General features: G+C 64.1%; 16 protein-coding genes. 10 read left to right on the top strand and 6 right to left on the bottom strand.

Going from position 1 to position 20617, the window contains the following annotated elements:
• Positions 1–6: 6 nt before the first annotated feature.
• Positions 7–1242 (bottom strand): TraB/GumN family protein, encoded by a 1236-nt coding sequence (locus B2828_RS11085; RefSeq protein WP_479633808.1) that lies wholly within the window; start codon positions 1240–1242, stop codon positions 7–9.
• 175 nt (positions 1243–1417) lie between these two features.
• Between B2828_RS11085 and B2828_RS11080 the strand changes: the two genes are divergently transcribed.
• From B2828_RS11080 to B2828_RS11070, 3 genes are all read left to right on the top strand, one after another.
• The gene (locus B2828_RS11080; RefSeq protein WP_479633807.1) at positions 1418–2200 is read left to right on the top strand and encodes a nickel/cobalt efflux transporter; all 783 of its coding nucleotides are present in this window, start codon (positions 1418–1420) and stop codon (positions 2198–2200) included.
• A 13-nt stretch (positions 2201–2213) separates the two neighbouring features.
• Complete coding sequence (locus B2828_RS11075) at positions 2214–2936, top strand: 2-phosphosulfolactate phosphatase (RefSeq protein ID WP_479633806.1); 723 nt, start codon at positions 2214–2216, stop codon at positions 2934–2936.
• Positions 2937–3006: 70 nt separating this feature from the next.
• Entirely contained in the window at positions 3007–3483 is a 477-nt protein-coding gene (locus tag B2828_RS11070; protein WP_479633805.1) for a hypothetical protein, read from the top strand.
• Between the two features lie 26 nt (positions 3484–3509).
• On the opposite strand, the gene B2828_RS11065 is transcribed toward B2828_RS11070, so the two are convergent.
• A complete protein-coding gene (locus tag B2828_RS11065) occupies positions 3510–4043 on the bottom strand; it encodes a hypothetical protein (protein ID WP_479633804.1) in 534 nt (177 codons plus the stop codon).
• A 50-nt stretch (positions 4044–4093) separates the two neighbouring features.
• Positions 4094–5359, bottom strand: coding sequence for a 16S rRNA (cytosine(967)-C(5))-methyltransferase RsmB (gene rsmB, locus B2828_RS11060; protein WP_479633803.1), 1266 nt, complete (start codon positions 5357–5359; stop codon positions 4094–4096).
• A 170-nt stretch (positions 5360–5529) separates the two neighbouring features.
• Between rsmB and B2828_RS11055 the strand changes: the two genes are divergently transcribed.
• Positions 5530–7086: a SpoIIE family protein phosphatase gene (locus B2828_RS11055; RefSeq protein ID WP_479633802.1), complete on the top strand. Its 1557-nt coding sequence runs from the start codon at positions 5530–5532 to the stop codon at positions 7084–7086.
• 80 nt (positions 7087–7166) lie between these two features.
• Here the strand turns inward: B2828_RS11055 and B2828_RS11050 are convergent, their stop codons facing one another.
• Positions 7167–9308, bottom strand: coding sequence for a glycoside hydrolase family 57 protein (locus B2828_RS11050; protein ID WP_479633801.1), 2142 nt, complete (start codon positions 9306–9308; stop codon positions 7167–7169).
• 206 nt (positions 9309–9514) lie between these two features.
• On the opposite strand from B2828_RS11050, the gene B2828_RS11045 reads away from it, so the two are divergent.
• The 5 genes from B2828_RS11045 (at position 9515) to B2828_RS11025 (ending at position 15909) form a co-directional block, all read left to right on the top strand.
• A complete protein-coding gene (locus B2828_RS11045; protein WP_479633800.1) occupies positions 9515–10687 on the top strand; it encodes a PP2C family protein-serine/threonine phosphatase in 1173 nt (390 codons plus the stop codon).
• A 124-nt stretch (positions 10688–10811) separates the two neighbouring features.
• Complete coding sequence (locus tag B2828_RS11040; RefSeq protein ID WP_479633799.1) at positions 10812–11534, top strand: alpha/beta hydrolase; 723 nt, start codon at positions 10812–10814, stop codon at positions 11532–11534.
• Positions 11535–11558: 24 nt separating this feature from the next.
• On the top strand, positions 11559–13958 hold the full coding sequence (locus B2828_RS11035) for a glycoside hydrolase family 31 protein (RefSeq protein ID WP_479633798.1): 2400 nt from the start codon (positions 11559–11561) through the stop codon (positions 13956–13958).
• 61 nt (positions 13959–14019) lie between these two features.
• Positions 14020–14349 carry a TMEM14 family protein gene (locus B2828_RS11030; RefSeq protein ID WP_479633797.1) on the top strand — a complete coding sequence of 110 codons (330 nt, stop codon included), beginning with the start codon at positions 14020–14022 and terminating at the stop codon, positions 14347–14349.
• Between the two features lie 57 nt (positions 14350–14406).
• Positions 14407–15909, top strand: coding sequence for a glycoside hydrolase family 75 protein (locus B2828_RS11025; RefSeq protein ID WP_479633796.1), 1503 nt, complete (start codon positions 14407–14409; stop codon positions 15907–15909).
• A 134-nt stretch (positions 15910–16043) separates the two neighbouring features.
• Here B2828_RS11025 and B2828_RS11020 read toward each other — a convergent pair whose 3' ends face one another.
• Complete coding sequence (locus tag B2828_RS11020; RefSeq protein WP_479633795.1) at positions 16044–17120, bottom strand: LOG family protein; 1077 nt, start codon at positions 17118–17120, stop codon at positions 16044–16046.
• Positions 17121–17198: 78 nt separating this feature from the next.
• On the opposite strand from B2828_RS11020, the gene aroF reads away from it, so the two are divergent.
• Entirely contained in the window at positions 17199–18230 is a 1032-nt protein-coding gene (gene aroF, locus B2828_RS11015; protein ID WP_479633794.1) for a 3-deoxy-7-phosphoheptulonate synthase, read from the top strand.
• A 132-nt stretch (positions 18231–18362) separates the two neighbouring features.
• On the opposite strand, the gene B2828_RS11010 is transcribed toward aroF, so the two are convergent.
• Positions 18363–20609: a heavy metal translocating P-type ATPase gene (locus B2828_RS11010; RefSeq protein WP_479633793.1), complete on the bottom strand. Its 2247-nt coding sequence runs from the start codon at positions 20607–20609 to the stop codon at positions 18363–18365.
• Between the last annotated feature and the right edge of the window lie 8 nt (positions 20610–20617).

Raw genomic sequence — 20617 nt, 5'->3', positions numbered from 1 at the left:
GTCGAATTACGGTGTATTCTGAAGCCCGCCCGGCAACATGTCCATCAGGGAAATCACGCGGGTGAGCACTTTATTTTGGAAATGCAGCGCCTCCCGACGCGCGCGGCCCGTCTCCATAAAGCCCCAGTTCTCGATCTCCTTCTGGAGCCCGGGCATATGCTTGGCCCCCCACGGGACGATGACGGTACGGTGGTCCTTGAGCATTTTTTGGATTTCGCCCAGGAGATGTTCGTTGCGGCGATCAAGGATGTCCCTGTAAACCGTGTCCGTATCGGCCGCGAGCACCTCCTTATTTTGGACAAATTGATCCACCGCCTCGCGCACCGTGGCGCTTTGCAAAATCTCCTGGAGCGCCTGAATCCAGCGGACCGTCGCCGGGCTGAACTCGGCCACGTCAATGTCCCCGCTGCGGTACTCCACGGCGGGCGGCTCCTCCCCCTGCGCCTCGGCAGTCCCCGTCTGCTTCATCCCATCGACCGCCTTGCGGGTAAACGAACTCTCCCGCTGCGAAGCAATGCCCACCAGGCCCGCGATCTGCGCATAATCAAGCCGCCCGGCGAGCAGGCTCTGGCGGTCAGTAACCCCCTCCAGCAGCACCACCGCGTCGGATTTCTCCGGAAGCGCCTTGGTGATCTCGTCGTAAAACCCGCTTTTGGCCACGTGGATCATCCCGACAAGGCGGATCTCGCGGTCCCCCTGGCGGAAGCACCGCTCCTCCACCGCGATCCCGTCGCGCTCAAGCGTCAGATAACGGCCCACCGACTCCTCCAGCTTACAACGGAGCTTCTGGGCCGCGCCCAGCGTACTGAGCGCGAGCGTTCCCCCCAGCACCAGGGCGTAAAGCGGCAGGCTTAAAATAAAATTGCGCCACGTGAAAGTCGGCCGCGTATCGGCGAAATCCTGGAGGCCGCTGCCCGAGGGATGCCGGTAGCCCACCAGAAAGCCGAGGGCAAGGAGCGTCTCCGCCACGTAAAGCGGCAGCGCTTCCCCGCCACCGTAGAGCACACCCCACACCGTGCAAAACGCCAAAAAAAGCACACACGGCACCACCATGCGCTTGGAAACGCGGGGCGTAAAAACACTCGCGGTAAACAAAAACAACGCCAGCCCAAGGACGCAGAGCGAGGCCCATGCGGAAATCCCGGTGGGAGCGCCGGTCATTGCGGAGACCACTTCATCGACGACGGCAGCCACGCCATCCACGAGGAGTGCATAGAGGAAAAGGAGGGTGAGTTGGTGCATGATTCCCCGGTCCCCGGAAAACTGCGTTCAAACAGCGTAAAAATCAAGCCTCCCTTGCCGAGCCGGTTTGATTTGACGTAACCTGAGAAATCAGCTGTCATGAGACTGAGTCTCAATTTGAGACTTCATTAAGGGCAAGCGCGTCTTTAAAGGCACCTTGCCCATCCCTTTTTTTATGCCTGATTTTACCACCACACTCCAAGCGGGCCCTGCCGCAGGCTGGTTCTTTTTCCCCACCGCGCTGATCTTGGGCGCCCTCCACGGGCTGGAGCCGGGCCATTCCAAGACCATGATGGCGGCCCTCATCATCGCCATCCGGGGCACCGTATGGCAAGCCGGGCTCCTGGGCTTATCAGCGGCCTTCTCGCACACCCTGGTCATCTGGGTCCTGGCCGCCCTGGGGATCTACTTTGGCGGGGCCTTCCGCGCAGAGGATGTTGAGCCGTATTTTCAGACAATCTCAGGGGCGTTCATTCTCTGTTTCGCCGGATGGATGTTCCTGCGCACCCGCGAGAACCTCGCCCGCGCCGCGGAACACGAGGCCGAGCACGCGCACCACGGCGACCACGATCACCCCGAATTCCAGGATGACCACGAGCGCGCACACGCCCGGGAGATCCAGGCCCGGCTCGGCAACCGCACCGTGACCACCCCGCAAATCGTCATGTTTGGCCTCACCGGGGGCCTCCTGCCGTGCCCGGCAGCGCTTTCCGTGCTCCTCATCTGCCTGCAACTGGAGCGTTTTTCACTCGGCTTCGCGCTAGTGGGGGCCTTCAGCCTCGGCCTCGCCGCGACGCTCGTGGCCGCCGGAGTCGCCGCCGCCTGGAGCGTGCGGATGGCGGGCCAGCACCTGGGGCACTTCAGCGGCGCCCTCCGTCGGGCCCCCTACCTCTCCTGCGCAGTGCTGGCAGCAGTGGGCATCACCATCGGCTGGCACGGAGCCACCTCTTTCTGGTAGGCTCGGGGTTTCTATGCAAATTGATGCCGTCCTGACACCCGCCGAGATCGACCATTTACCTGAAGCCGACCTCTCCCGGACCCATTGCGTCGTATTCGACGTCCTGCGGGCCACCTCATCCATCCTCACGGGCCTGGCGAACGGCGTGCGGGAGATCCTGCCCGTGGCAACCCTCGACGAGGCGCAAGCCGCCCGCGCCCAATGGCCCGACGCGCTGCTCGGCGGCGAACGGTACGGCGACCGCATCCCCGGCTTCGACCTCGGCAACTCGCCCCTCGAATACCGCCGCACCGACGTCTGCCGGATCATCACCACCACCACCAACGGCACCGTCGCCCTGCGAGCCTGCGCAGCGGCGGCAGAAGTCTGGGCCGGGGCGCTCCTCAATATGAAAGCCCTGGAGGAAGGCCTCCGCGCAAGCGCGCCAGAGAAAGTGCTCCTCGTCTGCTCGGGCACCTTCCGCGAACTAGCCCTCGAAGACGTCCTGGCCGCCGGAATGCTCGCCCACGCCTTTCCCGAAGCCGAACTGACCGACGCCGCCCAAACCGCCCGCTCCGTCTACCGCGAACACCAGAGCGACCTCGGCGCCGCCCTGCGCCTGGCGAAAAATGGCCGCTCGCTCCAGCGCCAAGGCCGGGAAGCCGACGTCGACTGGTGCGCCCAAGTCTCCCTTTTCTCCGTCGTGGGCCGGATGCAAAACGGCATTTTGCGAGCCGCCGCCGCCCCCGTTTCCTGATTCCTGGAAAAAATTAGCGAGTGTGATACTTGCCAAAAGGTGTAGATTGGAACTTTCGCTCTACGCCACCATGGCTCATTGGAAACAACGCGAGACTTTTTTTTCCGAATACGAACTGACAGTAACCCTGCCGGGGCGCTGGCAACTGCGCCCCTCCGGCGACCCTGAACAGTGGCTCTACCGCAGCGCCGAAAAGCACAAGGAACACATCGCCCTCATCCGCGAGGAGACCAACGCCTTGATCGGCCAGGAGGAAGCCGCCTTTCAGAAAATCATCCAGCGCCGCCGCCGCGCCATCGAGCTCGGCTTCGGGCGCAACATCAACCTACTCGTCAGCCCGCTGGCCAACGGCGACCGGGCCGGAGTCAGGAGCTTTGCCTTTCGCGGCGAAGCCCCGTCGGTGGATCACCGCTTCGAAGTGCTCTTTCTTTGTCAACCGCGCACCGTCTGGACCCTCGTCTACGACGCCTTCCGGCTCACCCCGGAACAGGTCGAAGACCGCACCCAGGTCATCTTCGCCTCCATCGTCATGGAAGCCTTGTGCTAAGGGCGGGGGGAGGCCCGCGCCCAGGCCTACTTCAGCTCCTTGTAGTGCAGGCTCACCAGCCGGTAGACCTCCGAAGGATTCTCCGCGCTAAAAAAGACAAGCTGCACCGCATTGCCAGGCTGCACCCACTCGTAGCCCGTCAGCGTCTGGATCACCCCGTCGGGAAGCGGGTTCTTCGAGCGGGCGATGAGCTTGCCGGGGCCGAACTTCCCATCCAGGCTCGTCCGGAGCTGGTTTAGGAAATCGTTGTAATCATTCTCCAGCCAGTTCTTATCCTGGTACTGCAACTCCGCCTCGTCGAGCCCCTCGCCCCGGAAGTAAAACACCGTGCAGCGCAGATGGGCCAGCACCAGGCCCTCCACATTCCAGGCCTCCCGCCCGGCGACCATCCGGCGCTCCACTACCTTGGCATTGGCCCCCTTGAGCAACGTCGAAAGCCGGTCCTTGGTCAGGCCCCAGTTCAGGCCAAACGGAGGGACAATGGGAGATGGGGGGGCTGCATCGACCGGGGCGGCAAAGGCCAAAACCGCGGCCAGCAGCATAAAAACAATCCGCTTCATGAATTGCATTCGGCTACACGCAGTGTGCCCGGATGTCAAGCAGGCCCCGTTCACAGGCCCCCGCCCGCTCCCTTTGCTCCGCCCTTGACGATCCGTGCCGCGAACGCCCCGTCCATCCCATCGCGCTGGGGAATGCGACGGCCCGTCTCCTCCAGGCGCGCCCCCGGAGTCTCGCGGGCGAACGCCTCCGCCACCGCCTCGTCCTCCTCGGGCTCCATCGAACACGTACTGTAGACCAGCGTCCCGCCCGGCTTGAGCAGCGGAAACACCGCGTCCAGGATCGCCCGCTGTCGCCGGGGCATCTCCTCAAAGTCCCCGGGCGTCAGCCGCCAGCGGACATCCACGCGCCGCCGGATCACCCCCGTATTCGAGCACGGGGCGTCCACCAGAATGCGGTCAAAGCTCTCCGGCTCGAACGGCAACGGCCGGGCCAGCCAGTCCACGCGCCGGGTCTCCACACAGCTCACATTCATCCGCAGCATATTCTCCCGCAGGCGCTCCAACCGGGGCCGGGAAGAGTCGCAGGCCACAATCCGCCCGCTATTGCCCATCAGCTCAGCCATGTAGCTCGCCTTGCCGCCCGGCGCGGCGCACGCGTCCAGGACCGTATCGCCCGGCTTGGGATCGAGCATCTCCACCGCCAGCAGCGTGCTCGGGTCCTGCACATAGCAGAGCCCCTCCATCAGCCACTGGAAAGGCACCTGCTTTACCCGGATCGAAAGCGGATGAAGCCCCGAGGCCTCCGCCACCGTCGAAGCCGCCAGCAGCTCGCCCGTCGTCACCTTCAGGCGGTTAGCCCGTACGTAAATCTCCGCCGGAGTGTTATTCCACTCACATAGCCGGGCCGTCTCCTCCGGCGTAAACTGGTGCTCCCAGCGCTCGATCAGGAACTTCGGGTGAGAAAACCGCACCGACGCCGGGGCCTCCGCCAGCTTTTCATCCAGCAGATCCTTCTCGCGGATGGCCCGCCGCAGCAGCGCATTGACCAGCCCCCGGGCGCGCCCGGCGAGGTTGACCGTCTCGTTCACCGCCGCGTGGTGCGGGATGCGCATCCAGAAGATCTGGTAAAACCCGAGCCGCAGCACCTGGCGCGTCTCAGAGTCCAGATCCGTATCGCGCAGCTGGCGGATCAGGAAATCAAGCGCGCTGCGGCGACGCAGAATCCCGTAGAAAGTCTCCGTGAGAAACGCGCGGTCAAAAACATTGAAGCGGGCCTCAGCCAGAGTGGAGTGGAGCACCTCGTCGGCAAAAGTCGCTCCCGACTCCCATCTCTGGAGGGCTTGCACGCAGGCGGTTCGTGAATTGGAAAAAGACATGTTCGTAGCGTTCGCCGGGCCGGGGGGGGTGATGGGCCCGTTTTTCCAAACTCGCACAGCCTTGCCGCGCTGTCACCCGCGTTGTTGGGAAGTAGCCGGAAAAAGTTTGTGTTCGCCCGCGCTTGTGCCATTCTAGAGCATTCTTCTTTCCTAGCATCCCGGAATCCCTCATGAGCCCCGAAGCGAACCAGTCCGTACCTTCCTTTGCCGAGTTTCCCACCGGTACCTGGCATTGGGATTTTTCAGACGATTCCATGCTGTGGGACGACCCCATGTGCCGCCTCTTCGGCATCGACGCGGGCACCTTCGGCGGAGCCTCCGACGACCTGCTCAACCTCGTCCACCCCGGCGACCGCGCCTTCGTGGCCAACTCCATGGCGGCCTCCGTGGAAAGCGGCGCGCATTTTGACGGCGAATTCCGCGTCCAATGGCCCGACGGCACCGTGCGCAGCGTCGTCATGAGCGGCCAGGCCATCCGCGACGAGCACGGCAAAGCCCACGGCATGGCCGGCAGGTGCGAAATGTCCAACCACGAGAACATCTCGGGCCTCACCGCCAGCATGGAGCGCACCATGTTCGCCGCCCTCATGGACAACCTCCCGGACTGCATCTACTTCAAGGACATGAACAGCCGGATGATCGTCGCCAGCCAGGCCAACGCCCGCTGGTTCGGCCTGGAGAGCCCCAACCAGCTCATCGGCAAGACCGACTTCGACCTTTTCACCGACGAGCACGCCATCCAGGCCATGGAAGACGAGCGCGAGATCCTGGAAACCGGCCGCCCCATCATCAACCTGGAGGAAAAAGAGACCTGGCCCGACGGCCACTGTACCTACGTCTCCACCAGCAAAATGCCCCTGCGCGACGAGCGGGGCCGCATCATCGGCACCTTCGGCCTTTCACGCGACATCACCGAGCGCAAGCACGCCGAGGAACAGCTCGCCCACTTCGCCGAAGAGCTGCGCCATCGCAACGAGATCCTGGAAGAAGAGCTCACCATGGCCCGCGAACTCCAGCTCGCCATGCTCCCGCAGAGCTTCCCCTCCTTCTTCCACGACGGGCGCGAAGCCGTCCGCTTCTACCACTTCTTCCAGCCCTCCACCACCGTCAGCGGCGACTTCTTCGACGTCTACCAGATCTCCCCCGAGCGCGTCGGCATCTTCATCTGCGACGTCATGGGCCACGGCGTGGGCGCCTCCCTCATCGCCGCCACCGCGCGAGCCTTGGTCGAGGAGCTCACCACCAAAGGCGAAACCCCCGGAACCGTCCTCACCGACCTGAACACCTCCCTGCGGCGGATCCTGCGCCACAACTCCTCCCCCATGTTCGTCACCGCATGCTACCTGGAGGCGAACCTGGCCACCGGCGAGCTGCACTACGCCAACGCAGGCCACCCGCGCCCCTTCCTGGTAAACCCGCAGAGCGTCACCTCGCTCACCGGCGTCACCGGCCCGGTACTTGGCCTCTTTGACGAAGCCGTTTACAAAAACGGCATCACCCCATTCCACCCGGGCGACAAAGTCCTCCTCTTCACCGACGGCCTCTACGAAGTCGAGAGCCCCGAGGGGGACGTCTACGACTATTCCCGGCTCCAGTGCGCCATCGAATATCGCCGCCAGCAGCCCCTAAAAGACCTCTGCCGCGCCGTCGTCGACGAAGTCAAAGCCTTCTCCACCCAGCGCGAATTCTCCGACGACGTCTGTTTGATCGGCATGGAGCTGGCCTAGCCGCCAAGAGGGCCGCCTTTTCGCCCCCTCAATTCTCCTCCGTGTTCTCCGTGCCCCCCGTGTAAATCCCCCCCCCGGGGTCACGAGCAAAGCGGAATCTCCATCCCCTCCGGGTAGCGCTCCCGCTCGATCCCGCCCGCCAACAGGGCCACCTGGAACGAAAACGCCACACCGGGGCCCACGTCCAGATCGCGCAGCGCCAGCTTCCACTCGATCCGGTCCAGCCCAGCAAACGCCGTGGAACGCCGCAGCGGCTTGTCGCCCGGCGGCAAAATCGTAAACGACACCGGACCGTCTTTTTTAATCGGATCAGTACGGGCCTGCACCGGGCCGAGCGTATCAGAGCGCGTCACTTGCAGCCAGAGCGCCAGCGGCACCCCCTCACCGGGCAAACCCACCACATCCAGCCGCAGATAAAGACTGGAGCGGTCACAGCCAAACCAGAGCTTCTGCCCCACACGGTCGCCGCGATGCATCGTCCCCTGCTCCGCGCCGGGGAGATACGTCCCCGCTTCGAGCCATTCGACCTGCGCCTCCTCCCCCGCCCCAATCCGGGGCGCGATGCGACGCGATGGCGGGCGAAAAACCGGCGACGAGTAGCCCCGGATCGGCTCATCGAGCACCGCCGGAGGCTCCACATTGCAGATCACGTAAACATTGCGGAGATGTTGCCGGAAAAGCCCGTCAAAGAGCGCGTCATTCTCCGTCGAAAAATCCGGCCCATACCACCAAAACCAATCGCTCCCCTCGGCAGCGTAAACCTCGCGCAAAGCCGCCTCCCGGGCCTTCGCATCCAGCTTCTTCCCCTCAATCTGGGTCTGCAAAAAGCGCCGCGTCTCGCCCAGGAGATCCCACGCGCGGTTCTCCTCCGGCTCGCCAATCCAGACATCGAAATTGCTCCCGATCCACGAGCCCGTGTGCAGCGTCGTCAGCCCGCGAACCGGGGGGTGCTCGCGAAAATACGATTCAATCGTACTGCTACTGAGCTGCTTTGACTCCGCCTCGATCCCACCGTAGAGCGCGCGCAGAAACGCCTCGCCACCGTCCGAAAAATGCTCCCAGGCATTCTCACCATCGAGCACCACGGGGATGAGCCCCTGGCCCGGCGGGATGTGCGCGGCGATGTTGAGAAAATGCCCGATCAAATGGCGCGCCGCCTGAGCCGGTTCATTGCGGGCCGCAGTAAAGCCGATGAAATCAGAGAGTGGCCGGTCGCGGAACACCCCGTTAACCGCCGCTCCATTGTACTTAATATTCCAGCCCTGAAAGAGCTCCAGATGCTCCAGTCGGGTCTGCGCATAGGCCGGATCGAGCCGGATCGACTGGAAAAGATTCTCCTCGTCGCTACAAAAATACTCAATCCCCACCTGCTGCATGAGCGGGATCATCTCCGGCGCAATCGAACCCTCCGAGGGCCACAACCCGCGCGGCGCACGGCCAAACAGGCGTTTGTGGTTATCGACCGCCAGGCGCAGCTGAGCCTCGGCGTCCTGGGGCCAGTGGAAGCGCCGGGGAAGCTCGCGCCCCGGCAGCGAACGCTCCGCCAGCGCACTGTCGTAGACCAGCGGGAGAATCGGGTGAAAATACGGCGTCGTCGTCAGCTCCACCTGCCCGCGCTCCTCCGCCTCGCGGTAAGCCCCGGGGATGGAGCGCATAATATCGAGGTGAATCTCCAGCAGACGGCACTTTTCGTTCTCGGTAAAATTACGCCCCTTCTTGCGCAGCTCAGCCAGCTCGGGGTAACGCCGCCGAGCCGTGTAGCCGCACCAGGCGAGGTTGAACCAGACTTGCAGATCAAGAAAATCGGCGTCCGTCCACTGCCGGGCAATGCGGGGCAGATCAGCCGGGTCCGGGTGTTCGCCGCGTTTGGCGAGCAGCTCCGCATAGCGCGGCTCGGGCTTGATCAAATTGCCCCAGTTGGCCTTGAAGAAATCCGCGAGCAGGGACACTTTTTCCGCCTCATCAAGCTCGGAGGCCGGTTTGCGCGACCGTTCGAGCCAGAGATCGCTCACCCGTCCATCCACAATCTCCTCGATCTGCTGGAGGAGCACCGGAGTCAAGTTGAAGTTCACCCGGATGGAGGGGAACTCGGCAACGACAGAGATCATGTCGAGGTAGCCCTTCACGCAATGGAGACGCACCCATGGCATCACCGCCGTCCGCGAAAGCGAGTCGACATAATAAGGCTGATGCATGTGCCACAGGAAAACCACGTTCGCCATGTCTTTGTGATAAAATTCCCCGGCCAGAACGGCAATGCCGGGAAACCCTGAATTACGGGCCGGGGGATATTTTGCCCATGGAGGGAAAGGACTCACCACAGAGGGCGCGGAGGACGGAAAAAAAGGGTATCAAGAACTCAAGAACTCAGGAAAAAGAGACGAATACAGTCCCCCCCTAAAAACCCTCTCAGCCCTCTGTGTCCTCCGTGTCAATCCTCTCATCCGATACCAGAGTAATGGACGCCCCCAGGGAAATCGTAGTCGCCGACGACGAAGCCATGATGCGGCATCTGCTTTCGCGTTCCCTGGAGCGCTGGGGCTTCCATGTAACGGCGTGCGCTGGGGGCCAGGAAGCGCTGCGGGCCGTCGCCGCCCACGAGGGGCGCGCACTCCTCGTTCTCGACTACGCCATGCCGGGCCTCAACGGCGCGGAGGTCTGCCGCGTCCTGCGAGCCCACGGCCACCCCCAGGTCGCCCAGACGCCCATCATCCTGCTCACCGCCCACTCCGGGGAAAAGCTCGAACTGGAATGCCTGCGGGCGGGCGCGGACGATTTCGTTTCCAAGCCAGTCCACCTGCCGGTATTGCGCGCGCGGATCGATACCCACTTGCGCCTCGCGGCATTGCGGGCCCGGCTGCACGAACAGAACGGCGAACTGGAGGCCTGGCGCACGCTGCACGAAGCCGACCTGGAAGCCGCGGGCCTAATCCAGCGGGCGCTCATCCCCCGGGCTCTGCCGGAGACCCCCGGCTGGCGCGGCGCGCTCTTTTCCCAGCCGGTCATCCAGGTGGGCGGCGATAACTTCGGGGCCATCCCCCTCCCCGGCGGCGGCCTCCTGGCGTGGATCGCCGACGCCACGGGCCACGGCGTCGCCGCCGCGCTGGTAACCGTCCTCCTGGGGCTGCTTTTTCACCGCGCCGTCGAGGAAGAAGGGGGCGAGCCCGGCGCCGTGCTGGAGCGGGTCAACCGGCAGTTTCTCGCCATTTTCCAGGGCCGCACGATCCTGACAGCCGCCTGCGCGCAAGTCCGGGCTGAGGAAATCCGTTTCGCCGGGGCGGGGCATCCTCCGGGCATGGTCATCCGCCGGAGCGGCGGCGTCGAATTGCTCGAATCCGCCTCCCCTCCCCTGGGCCTTCCTTCCCGAGGGTTCCCGGAATGCCGCGCCGAGGCGGCCCCGGGCGACGCCCTGCTGCTCGTCACCGACGGCATCAGCAACCGCCAGCGGCTGCCGTTTGCCAGCCTCGGTCGTGCCTTGAGCGCTGCCCATGCCAACGGCCCCGAAGCCCTCATCCGCGCCGCGCTCGCCGCCGCCCAAGCCGAGCGCGAAGAAGCCCCCTTCGACGACGACGTAGCCCTCGTGGCGCTGTGGAAAGATTAAAAACTCCGGTGCCCCATCAGCGCGCCTTCCACCCCGCTGCGGGAATTGGACATTTCCGATTTAACTTGGACTAATCTGTTTCCGGCTTGTGTTTGGGCGGGGGGTGGGGTTCATGTTTTCCCTCATGTCTGAAAAGCCCCTCCATATCCAGAGCCCCAATGGCTGGCTTGCCGCCGTTCTTCACGAAGAATCCAAATCCAAAGTCGTCATCTTCGCCCACGGCTACACCGGTACCAAGTGCGAGTCCGGCCGCCTCTTCGTACAGGCCGCCCGCGCGCTGGCCGAAAAGGGCATCTCCGTCCTGCGATTCGACTTCTGGGGCTCCGGCGAGAGCGACGGCAGCTTCGATGCCGTCTCGCCCAACACCGAGATCGCCGATCTCCACGCCGTCATCGCATGGGCCCACCGCAAAGGCTTCAAGGAAATCGGCGTCCTCGGGCTCAGCCTCGGCGGAGCGGTCTCCATCTGCACCGTGGCGGAGAACCGGCACGTCAAAACCCTCGTCACCTGGTCAGCCGTGCCCAAGCTCAACGGCTGGACCAAAGGCGTCGTCACGCCGTCGGGCAAAATCAAGAAAGACCCGATCATCGGCGGCCCGGGCCTGAGCCTCGACCACCCGAAAGTCGACGTACCCGAGGCCTACCTCTCCCTGCGCATCCCGAAGCTCCAGATCCAGGGCGACAACGACCTGCCCGGCTTCCGCGAAGGTTTTTCCACCTACTTTCCGCAAGCCGCCGCGCCGAAAAAGCACGTCGTCATCCCCGGCGCGGACCACGTATTCACCACCTGGGCCCATCGCCGCAAAGTCATCCGCCTCACCGTCGCCTGGTTCCTCAAATACCTGTAACCGCAGCTCCCCCTTCCCGCTCCCATGTACTTCCACAAGTATCCCTACCCCGCCAACTTTGAATTTCCCGCGCTCAGCGCGAATGCCCGCTTCAAAACCGCGCTCGGCTCCTACCGCTTCAACGTCACCGGCAACGGCTCGGACATCTTCCACCTCACCGTCACCGGCAAAGGCTGGAACAGCTCCGACGCGCTGATCCCTCTGGAATTCCCGGGGGAAAAAAAGACGCTTGAAGGCGACCGGACCCGCCTGGTTTTCTCCAAGGACGGGCGGCTGACCCTCCAAACCCGCGAGGGCAAGACGCTGCTCGCCTCCGCTCCGGCGGGGCTCTTTGGGCAGAGCGGGGCGGCCTCGCTCTTCCAGTTTGCGCGCGGGGAGACCGATCAATTCTACGGTCTGGGCGAGAAGTGGAGCGGCCTGGAGCATTCCGGCAAGACCACGAAATTCTGGAACACGGACATCTGGGGCGATTTCCACTCGGAGTCCTTCATCAACGGCAGACCGGCTCCCGACCCCGCCTACGTTTCCATCCCCTACCTCATCCTGAAGCGGGGCGACACCTACCTCGGCCTCCTGCTCGATAACCCGCACGCGGCCTTCGTTTCAATCCGCAAAGCGGTCACCATCGCCAACCAGCAAGCCGTCGACCAAGGCAGCCTCGACACCATCGTTATCGGCGCCGAGAACGGCCAGCCGAACCTCTTCCTCATCTACGGCCCCACCCTGCCGGAGCTTACCCGCAAGCTCCAGGCCATGGTCGGCACCACGCCGCTGCCCCCCGCCTGGGCGCTGGGCTATCACCAGTGCCGCTGGGGCTACCAGTCGGCCGCCGATTTGAACCAGCTCGACGAGAAATTCCGCGCCCACGGCATCCCCGCCGACGGCCTCTGGCTCGACATCGAATACATGGAGGGCTACCGGGTCTTCACCTTTGGCAAAAAGGAATTCCCCAACCCTGAGAAAGCCATCGGCGCGCTCGCCAAGGCGGGCCGCAAGGTCGTCCCGATCCTCGACCCGGGCGTGAAGTTCGAGCGCGGTTACGAAATCTACGAAGACGGCCACCGCGCCGGAGCCTTCTGCCAGAACCCGCAGGGAAGCGAATACATCGGCCTCGTCTGGCCCGGCGAGACCGTCTTCCCGGATTTCTCGCTCGAAAGCGCCCGCGTCTGGTGGGCCGGGCAGGTCGCCCGATTCGCCAAACGCGGCCCCGCCGGAGCCTGGCTCGACATGAACGACCCCTCCACCGGCATGTCAGATAACCAGCCGATGCTCTTCGACCACGGCCGCCGCAAGCACCACTACTTTCACAACCAGTACGCGCTCGGCATGGCCCTCGCCAGCCGCGAGGGCTTCCTCCAGGCCCGGCCCGACCAGCGGCCCTTCCTGCTCTGCCGCTCCGGTTACACCGGCTCCGGCCGCTTCACAGCCATCTGGACTGGCGACAACTACAGCAACTACCACCACCTCAAAAACAGCATCGCCACCACCCTCAACCTCGCCCTCTCCGGCATCCCATTCAACGGACCCGACGCGGGCGGCTTCGGCGGCGACACCACCCCGGAGCTGATCTCCGATTGGTACAAAGCCGGTTTCCTCTTCCCCGTCTTCCGCAACCACTCCATCATCAAATCCCGGCAGCAAGAGCCGTGGGCCTTTGACAAAAAAACCCTCCAGCTCCTGCGCCGCTACATCCAGCTGCGCTACCGCCTGCGCCCGTATCTCTACCAGCTCTTCGCCGAGCACGAACAAAGCGGCGAAGCCATCCTGCGCCCGCTCTTCTACGACTTCGCCGACACCCCCAAGCTACCGCTGGGCCTCATCGACGACCAGTTCATGGTCGGCCCGTGGATCATGCAAGCCCCGTTCGTCGAGGAGGGGCAGAAGCGCCGCAGCGTCGCCCTGCCCGGCCAGGGCCGCTGGTACGACGTGAGCGCGGGCCGATGGATCAAAGGCGGCAGCAAAATCACCGTCACCGCCGCCGCCGAGACCACCCCGATCTATGTCCGCGACGGAGCCATCCTGCCCCTGGCCCGCCTCGCGCCCGAGTCCTCCAGCTTCGAGCCCGCCCGGGTCGACTTCCACATCTACCTCTCCGGCAACGGCAAGGCCTCCACCCTCTACCGCATCGACGACGGCGAAACCTTCGCCTACCGGCGCGGCGAACGCCAGGAGGTGGAAATCAACGCCGAGCGGAAAGGAACCACCCTCACCATCCAATACGCCGAGCGCGGCGCGGGGGCTTCGACCACCACAGGCCCCGTGGATTTTACCTGGAGCAGCGCCGGGGAAATCAAGGCTGTTACCATCAACGGCATCCCGGCGAAGGCCATCCGTACCCAGGGGATCCCCTTCGGCCCGGGCCAGACGGTTACTTGGGCCGCGCCCGCAGCTTCCCCGAAAGGAAAACGCGGCAAGACCAAATAAGTTCACCCAGTGGGCGCATCTTTTGGGTGACATAGCGCCCACTTTGTCCTATGACGCTTGTGTGATCCAAGCCACGGAGATCTACTACATCATTTTGGGGGTTCTGACCCTTGCCGGAGCCGTCATCGGTTACGTCAAGACAAAGGAACTCACCTGCCTTGTAGGAGGCCTTCTCGCCGGTTTGGTCCTCATCGCCGCCGGGGTCCTGCTCGTCTGCGAGCAGACCAACCTGGTCAAAATCGGCCTGATCCTGGGCCTCCTGGCCACAGCGGTCCTCTCGGGCCGCTTCATCCCCAAGGTCATGCTCAACCGGGCGGCGCCTGAGGTGATCGTCATGGCGGTCCTAAGCGGCGTGGGCATGATCCTTACGCTGATCGCCTTCGGGCGGTAAAGCGGAAGGCAAGTTGGGGGTTGAAATCGCGCCCGGGCAGGTCAAACATAAGGGCAAATGTTTTCAAAAATCGCCCCTATCGCCGCGCTGATCCTCGCGGTGCTCCTGTACGTCTGGGGCAACAAAACCCCCGGCTGCAAACACCAGCCGCCCCCCACGCCCACCCCCGTCCCCTCGGCCACGCCACGGCCCACCCCCACGCCCAAGCCAACACCCATCTACATCCCGCAAAAGCGCATGGAAGTCGGCAAGCTATTTAACGGCATGGAGTTTAAGTCCCGGCTGGAGAGCGAGCCAGGCAACGGCACCGCCACCACGGAAATCGAGATCCCCGGCAGCTACGCCGTGGAGGTCACCGTCAAAGTCAAAGTCCCCAAAGCCAACGCCGACCTCGCCTCCCTTTCCAAGATCAACCCCGAACTGCCGAAGCTCCTCCCCGGCCTCCCCGCGATGCTGGAGAAAGCCCGCGTTTCAGAGAAATACGAGGCGCTTTACGGGTACAAATTGAACCTCCTCCAGGCCAACCTCAACCGGCTTGACGCGCTCCTCTCCCGGCACGATTTCTTTGACTGCGAGACGATCCTGGAACTGCGCCACCCGCACACCAAACGCACCGCCGTCCTGCTCCAGGCCGACATGGACGTCGATACCGACGGCTCCGATCCCGACCGCCTGCCCGTGCCGAGCACCGCCGACCCGACCTTCCAGCCGATGACCAGCTACAAATGGCCCAAGCAGACCGAGCTGGTGAACCCGTTCCTCGCGGGCCGCGTCGCCAAGCTCAAAGCGGCAGAGGCCAAGTACGCCGAATCCAAAGGCCTCAGCGCACCGCTGCGCCAGGTCCTCCGCGACCAGATGGGAGCAGCGCAGTACGAAGTCAGCCAGCTGAAAACCTACAGCTTCCTCATCGCCGCCACCGACCCCTACGTGGTCCTGCCCGGCCTGATGCAAGAGGGGATGGAGCCCGGCTTCCAGCCGAAAGTAGGCGACTACTGCGCCGTGATCCACGCCAACATGATCTACCCCGCCATCATCGGCGACATCGGCCCGAAAAAAGTAGTCGGCGAAGCGTCATTGCGCCTCGGCAAAGAAATCAACTCCGAGACCTCGGGCCTTAACCGCGCGGAGAACAAACTCAAAGTCACCTACCTCCTCTTCCCCGGCAGCGCCGACGAAACGCCCGGCCCGCCCGACCTCGACAAATGGCGCGCCAAAGTCGAGACCCTGTTGGGCGAAATCGGCGGCTACAGCGGCAACCTACACGCCTGGGTCAACCTCTCCAAACCCGCGCCAACGCCCACCCCGCCTCCGACACCCACCCCCACGCCATCGCCTGCGGAGAGCCCCTCAGGGAGCCCCGGGGCCTCACCCAGCCCATCCGGGAGCCCGGCGGCCAGCCCTGCCTGCCCGCCCGTCACACCGTGCCCGACGCCCATCGTCTGCCCCGTACCGGGAGCGGGAGCCTCGGCCACGCCCGCGCCGTCGGTTGCCCCCACAGCTACACCGTCTCCAAGCGTCCCCAGCCCCACGCCCAAAAAACCGGCGCACAAGAATTCGTAAAAAAGGTGGGCCAACGGGCCGCCATCCTCGTTACGGTGTCCTCCCTGGTGAAATCCGTACAAACGAACTCCGGAGAGGACAAACCAGCAACCCCCCCGGAGTTCACTTAAAACATCGCACCGTACAGCCCCCTGTCAACCAGCCGTCGGCGCGCGGTTGATCGCGTCGATCAGCAACCGCAGGCGGCCCAGGTTATGCCGGTGCGGCGTCAGGACCAGCCGGGGCAGATGCGCAATCTCCGGCTGATTCATCTCCTCCGGCAGCGGCCCTGCGGCCACGATGGCGCCGCTCACCAGCAGATCGGCGAATTCGTGGTTCAGCTCCGAGAGCGCCTTGGACGTCAGCGCCTGCTGGAGCCGCAGCACCAGCTGCTTGCGCACCCAGCGGTAGGAGACATAGTTTTTGTAAAATTGCAGAATCTCCGCAACGGCATCATCCACATTGGTAAAAAGCCGGAAGAGATGGAAATCATCCGGACTCACCAACCCATGACCGCAGAGATGCTTCTCCAGAAAGGCAAAAAACGCCTTCCAGTAAGTCCCCTCGGGCTGGTCCACAAAGACCATCGGCAAAATCCGCGCCTTGCCCGTCTGCATCAGCGTCAGCACCTCAAAGCCCTCGTCCATCGTGCCAAAGCCCCCCGGGAAGAGAGCAACCGCGTGGGTCTCCTTAACGAAGTTGAGCTTGCGGGTGAAGAAATAGTTGAAATTGATCAACTTCGGGTCGCCGTCGATGATCGCGTTGGCATGCTGCTCAAAAGGGAGCCGGATATTCAGCCCGAACGAATTCTCCCGCCCCGCCCCGCGCTGGGCCGCCCCCATGATCCCATCCCCGCCGCCGGTGATGATCATGTAGCCTTTTTCACGCATTTTGCGTCCAAACTCCTCCGCAGCCAGCGCCTCGGGGGCGTCCGCCGGAGTGCGGGCCGAGCCGAAGACCACCACCTTCTGGCGGTCCGTGTATTTGGAGAAAACACGCGCCGAGTAGCGCAGTTCGCGCAGCGAGCGGTTAAACAGCTTGAGATCCGCCTCGCCCAGGCCGTCGTGGCCGATTTTCAGGGCCGTGACAATCATCTCCTGGATCCAGTTGCTGGAAGAATTGCAGCCGTAGTCGCGAACTAGGTCGTGAATGCGTTGGTCAAAACAAGTATCGCCAATGGAGCGGGTTTCAGAAGGGAGGCCGTGGATGCCGCCGCCGGTAAAATCGGGCATAATAAAATAAAAAGGTTTCCGGAAAGCCCAAAATAGGCTCTCTTATGGAGTTTTTCCAACATCCATTGCCGTAATTCCATGATTATTGTCATCAAACCAAACACGCCTCCAGAGGGAATCGAAAAAGTGGTCGCCGAAGTCGCGCGTCTTGGCTATGAGCCGCGTCCCATTTACGGAACCGAGCAGACCGTCGTGGCCGCCATCGGCGACGAGACCACGCACGGCGACCTCGAACGCCTCACCGTCCTGCCCCAGGTGCAGGAGGTCCTCCGCGTCCAGAAGCGCTACAAGCTCGTCAGCCGCCAGTTTAAGCCGGATGACACCATCATCGACATCGACGGCGTGAAGATCGGCGGACCCCACTTTGCCGTCATGGCAGGCCCCTGTTCCGTCGAGAGCGAGGAGCAGCTCCTCACCACCGCCCGCGCCGTCAAGGCCGCCGGAGCCACCATTCTTCGCGGCGGCGCTTACAAGCCCCGCACCTCCCCCTACGAATTCCAGGGTCTCGGCAAGGAAGGCCTGCGCCTGCTCCAGCTGGCCCGGAAAGAGACGGGGCTCAAAATCGTCACCGAAGTCTTGAGCGAGCGCGACGTAGAGCACGTAGCCGAGTCCTCCGACATCCTGCAAATCGGCGCACGCAACGCCCAGAACTTCCAGCTCTTGATCGAAGCGGCCCGCAGCGGCAAGCCGATCCTGCTCAAACGCGGCCTGAGCCAGCGCCTGGAGGAGTGGTTCCTTTCCGCCGAGTACGTCCTCTCCAACGGCAACCCGAACGTCATGCTCTGCGAACGCGGCATCCGGACCTTTGAGACCTTCACCCGCAACACGCTGGACCTCTCCGCCGTAGCCGTGGCGAAGATGGAGACGCACCTGCCAGTAGTCGTTGACCCGAGCCAGGGCAGCGGCAAAGCGAGCCTTGTCTCGGCGCTCTGCCGTGGAGCCGTGGCGATGGATTCCGACGGCCTCATCATCGAAGTTCACCCGAACCCGGCGGAAGCGATGAGCGACGGCCAGCAGCAGGTTGACTTCACCTCCTTCGCCCAGCTCATGGGCACGCTGCCTCCCTTCCTGAACCTCACCGGCAAGAAGCTGGAAACCTTCAAGGCGTAGAAGCCGCTCCTAAATCTCACGCAAAGCCGCAAAGGCGCGACAATGTCGCCTTTGCGGCTTTCGTTTTGGCCTTTTCGCGTTCCCGAGTTTGACTCGAAAACGACGAGGGCAAGAGGCTCCGCGATAACGTCCCTACGCCCGCCAGCGCCGCAGTCGCAGCGCATTGGTGATGACCGAGACCGAGCTCAAGCTCATGGCGGCCCCGGCGATCATCGGGCTGAGCATCAACCCCAGCACGGGATAGAGCACCCCAGCGGCCAGCGGGATACCCAGCGCGTTGTAGATGAATGCGAAGAAAAGATTCTGCCGGATGTTGCGCATCACCGCGCGGCTCAAGTGAAGCGCCCGGACGATGCCGCGCAAGTCCCCGGAAAGCAGCGTAATGGCCGCGCTCTCAATCGCCACGCCCGCCCCGCCGCCCATCGCGATGCCCACCTGGGCCTGCGCCAGCGCGGGAGCGTCGTTGATGCCGTCGCCCGCCATGGCGACCCGGCGGCCCTCTTTTTGCAGCTCCACGACGCGGGCATACTTCTCCTCGGGCCGCAGACCGGCGGCGAAATCGTCAATCCCCACCGCCTCCGCCACGCGCCGCGCAGCAGCCTCGCGGTCGCCCGTCAACATGACCACCCGCAGGCCAAGCCGGTGCAGCTCCGCCACGGCATCGCGCGCCGAGGAGCGCACGGGGTCGGAAACGCTCACCAGCCCCAGCGGCTTGCCGCCACGGGACACGAAAATCGCCCCCTCCTCCAGCGCCGCCGCCTTTTCCTCGAACGGCTTGAGTGCACAGCAGAGCCCGTTTTCGCGCAGGAACGCCGAGGTCCCCACCAGCACCTCCACGCCATCGAGCGTCCCGCGCACCCCCGCACCCGCCACGGCCCGGAAATCCACCGGCTCGGAAAGCGCCAATCCGCGCATGCGCGCCTCGCGAAGCAGGGCACCTGCCAGCGGATGTTCGCTCCCTTTTTCCACCGACGCAGCAGCGCATATTAAATCCGATTCCGTAACACCTTCTGCGGGATGAATCGCCGTCACCGAGGGCACCCCTTCCGTCAGCGTGCCGGTTTTATCCACCACCACGGTATCCACGGTTTCAAGCGCCTCCAGCGCGGCGGCGTCGCGCACGAGCACCCCGGCCTGAGCGCCCCGGCCCACGCCGACCATCACGGACATCGGCGTGGCCAGCCCGAGCGCGCACGGGCAAGCAATGACCAGCACGGAAATCGCTGCGACCAGAGCGTAAGCGAGCCGCGGCTCCGGCCCCACGGCCATCCAGACGCCAAAGGCCACCACGGCGGCCGCGACCACCGCCGGAACGAACCACCCGGCCACGCGGTCGGCAATATGCTGGATCGGCGCGCGGCTGCGCTGGGCGCGGGCCACCATCTCGACAATGTGCGCCAGCACCGTTTCCGAGCCAACCCGCTCGGCTTTCATGACAAACGAGCCCGCGCCGTTGACAGTCCCTGCGGTGACGGCATCGCCCGGGCTCTTGCGCACAGGCTCGGGCTCGCCGGTCAGCATCGCTTCGTCCAGGTAGCTCTCCCCCTCCAGCAGCACGCCATCCACGGGAATTCGCTCGCCGGGGCGCACGCGAAGCCGGTCGCCAGGGGCCACCTCGGCCACGGGCACGTCGCGTTCGCCTGCTGCCTCGATGCGCCGGGCCGTCGACGGGGCCAGCCCGAGAAGCTGCCGGATCGCCTGGCTCGTGCGGGCTCGCGCACGCAGCTCCAACATTTGCCCCAGGAGCACCAGCACGGTGATCACTGCGGCGGATTCAAAATAAAACCGCCCCCGCACCTCCTCCGGGAACGCCCCAGGGATGAGCAACTGCGCCGTGCTGACCCAGAACGCCGCCATCACGCCCAGGCCGATCAGCGTGAACATATTGAGCTTCCACGAAACCAGCGAACGCGCCGCCCGCTTCAAGAGCGGCCAACCGGCCCAGAACACCACGGGCGCGCTTAAAAAAAACTGTGCCCAGCCGGAGGTATTCGATTCCAGCCCGCCCATGTGGCCCATCGAAAGCAGCAACACCGGCACGGCCATCGCCGTCCCGAGCCAGAAGCGGAGCGTCATGTCATCCAGCTCGGACGTATCCTCGGGCCCCGCAGCGGCGGCGAACTCCGGCTCCAGCGGCATGCCGCAATGGGGGCAATCGCCCGGGTGATCCTGCCGGACCTGGGGACACATCGGGCAGACGTACATCCCCGTAGCCGCCTTAGCCACCTTGGGCTCATGCACCTGCTCCGGCTGCTGCCCCTGGGCCAGGAACTTCGTCCGGCAATGTTCGCTACAAAAGTAGAACGTCTCCCCGTCCCGCTCCGCCCGGATCGGGCTCGAAGCGTCCACGGTCATTCCGCAAATGGGATCGATCGGCATAAGGGAAG

This window comes from Spartobacteria bacterium UBA695 (assembly GCA_002298145.1).
Classification (GTDB): Bacteria; Verrucomicrobiota; Verrucomicrobiia; order Chthoniobacterales; family Chthoniobacteraceae; genus UBA695.
Note: the sequence above shows the minus strand (reverse complement) of the source record. Positions and strands in the feature narration are given on the sequence as shown.

Coding starts and splice junctions, on each gene's coding strand:
- B2828_RS11050 (WP_479633801.1), bottom strand. CDS start 9,308: ATGGCGAACGTGGTTTTCCTGTGGCACATGCATCAGCCTTATTATGTC.
- B2828_RS11010 (WP_479633793.1), bottom strand. CDS start 20,609: ATGCCGATCGATCCCATTTGCGGAATGACCGTGGACGCTTCGAGCCCG.
- B2828_RS11075 (WP_479633806.1), top strand. CDS start 2,214: ATGCAAATTGATGCCGTCCTGACACCCGCCGAGATCGACCATTTACCT.
- B2828_RS11035 (WP_479633798.1), top strand. CDS start 11,559: ATGTACTTCCACAAGTATCCCTACCCCGCCAACTTTGAATTTCCCGCG.
- B2828_RS11040 (WP_479633799.1), top strand. CDS start 10,812: ATGTCTGAAAAGCCCCTCCATATCCAGAGCCCCAATGGCTGGCTTGCC.
- rsmB (WP_479633803.1), bottom strand. CDS start 5,359: ATGTCTTTTTCCAATTCACGAACCGCCTGCGTGCAAGCCCTCCAGAGA.
- B2828_RS11055 (WP_479633802.1), top strand. CDS start 5,530: ATGAGCCCCGAAGCGAACCAGTCCGTACCTTCCTTTGCCGAGTTTCCC.
- B2828_RS11025 (WP_479633796.1), top strand. CDS start 14,407: ATGTTTTCAAAAATCGCCCCTATCGCCGCGCTGATCCTCGCGGTGCTC.
- B2828_RS11065 (WP_479633804.1), bottom strand. CDS start 4,043: ATGAAGCGGATTGTTTTTATGCTGCTGGCCGCGGTTTTGGCCTTTGCC.
- B2828_RS11070 (WP_479633805.1), top strand. CDS start 3,007: ATGGCTCATTGGAAACAACGCGAGACTTTTTTTTCCGAATACGAACTG.
- B2828_RS11080 (WP_479633807.1), top strand. CDS start 1,418: ATGCCTGATTTTACCACCACACTCCAAGCGGGCCCTGCCGCAGGCTGG.
- aroF (WP_479633794.1), top strand. CDS start 17,199: ATGATTATTGTCATCAAACCAAACACGCCTCCAGAGGGAATCGAAAAA.
- B2828_RS11020 (WP_479633795.1), bottom strand. CDS start 17,120: ATGCCCGATTTTACCGGCGGCGGCATCCACGGCCTCCCTTCTGAAACC.
- B2828_RS11085 (WP_479633808.1), bottom strand. CDS start 1,242: ATGCACCAACTCACCCTCCTTTTCCTCTATGCACTCCTCGTGGATGGC.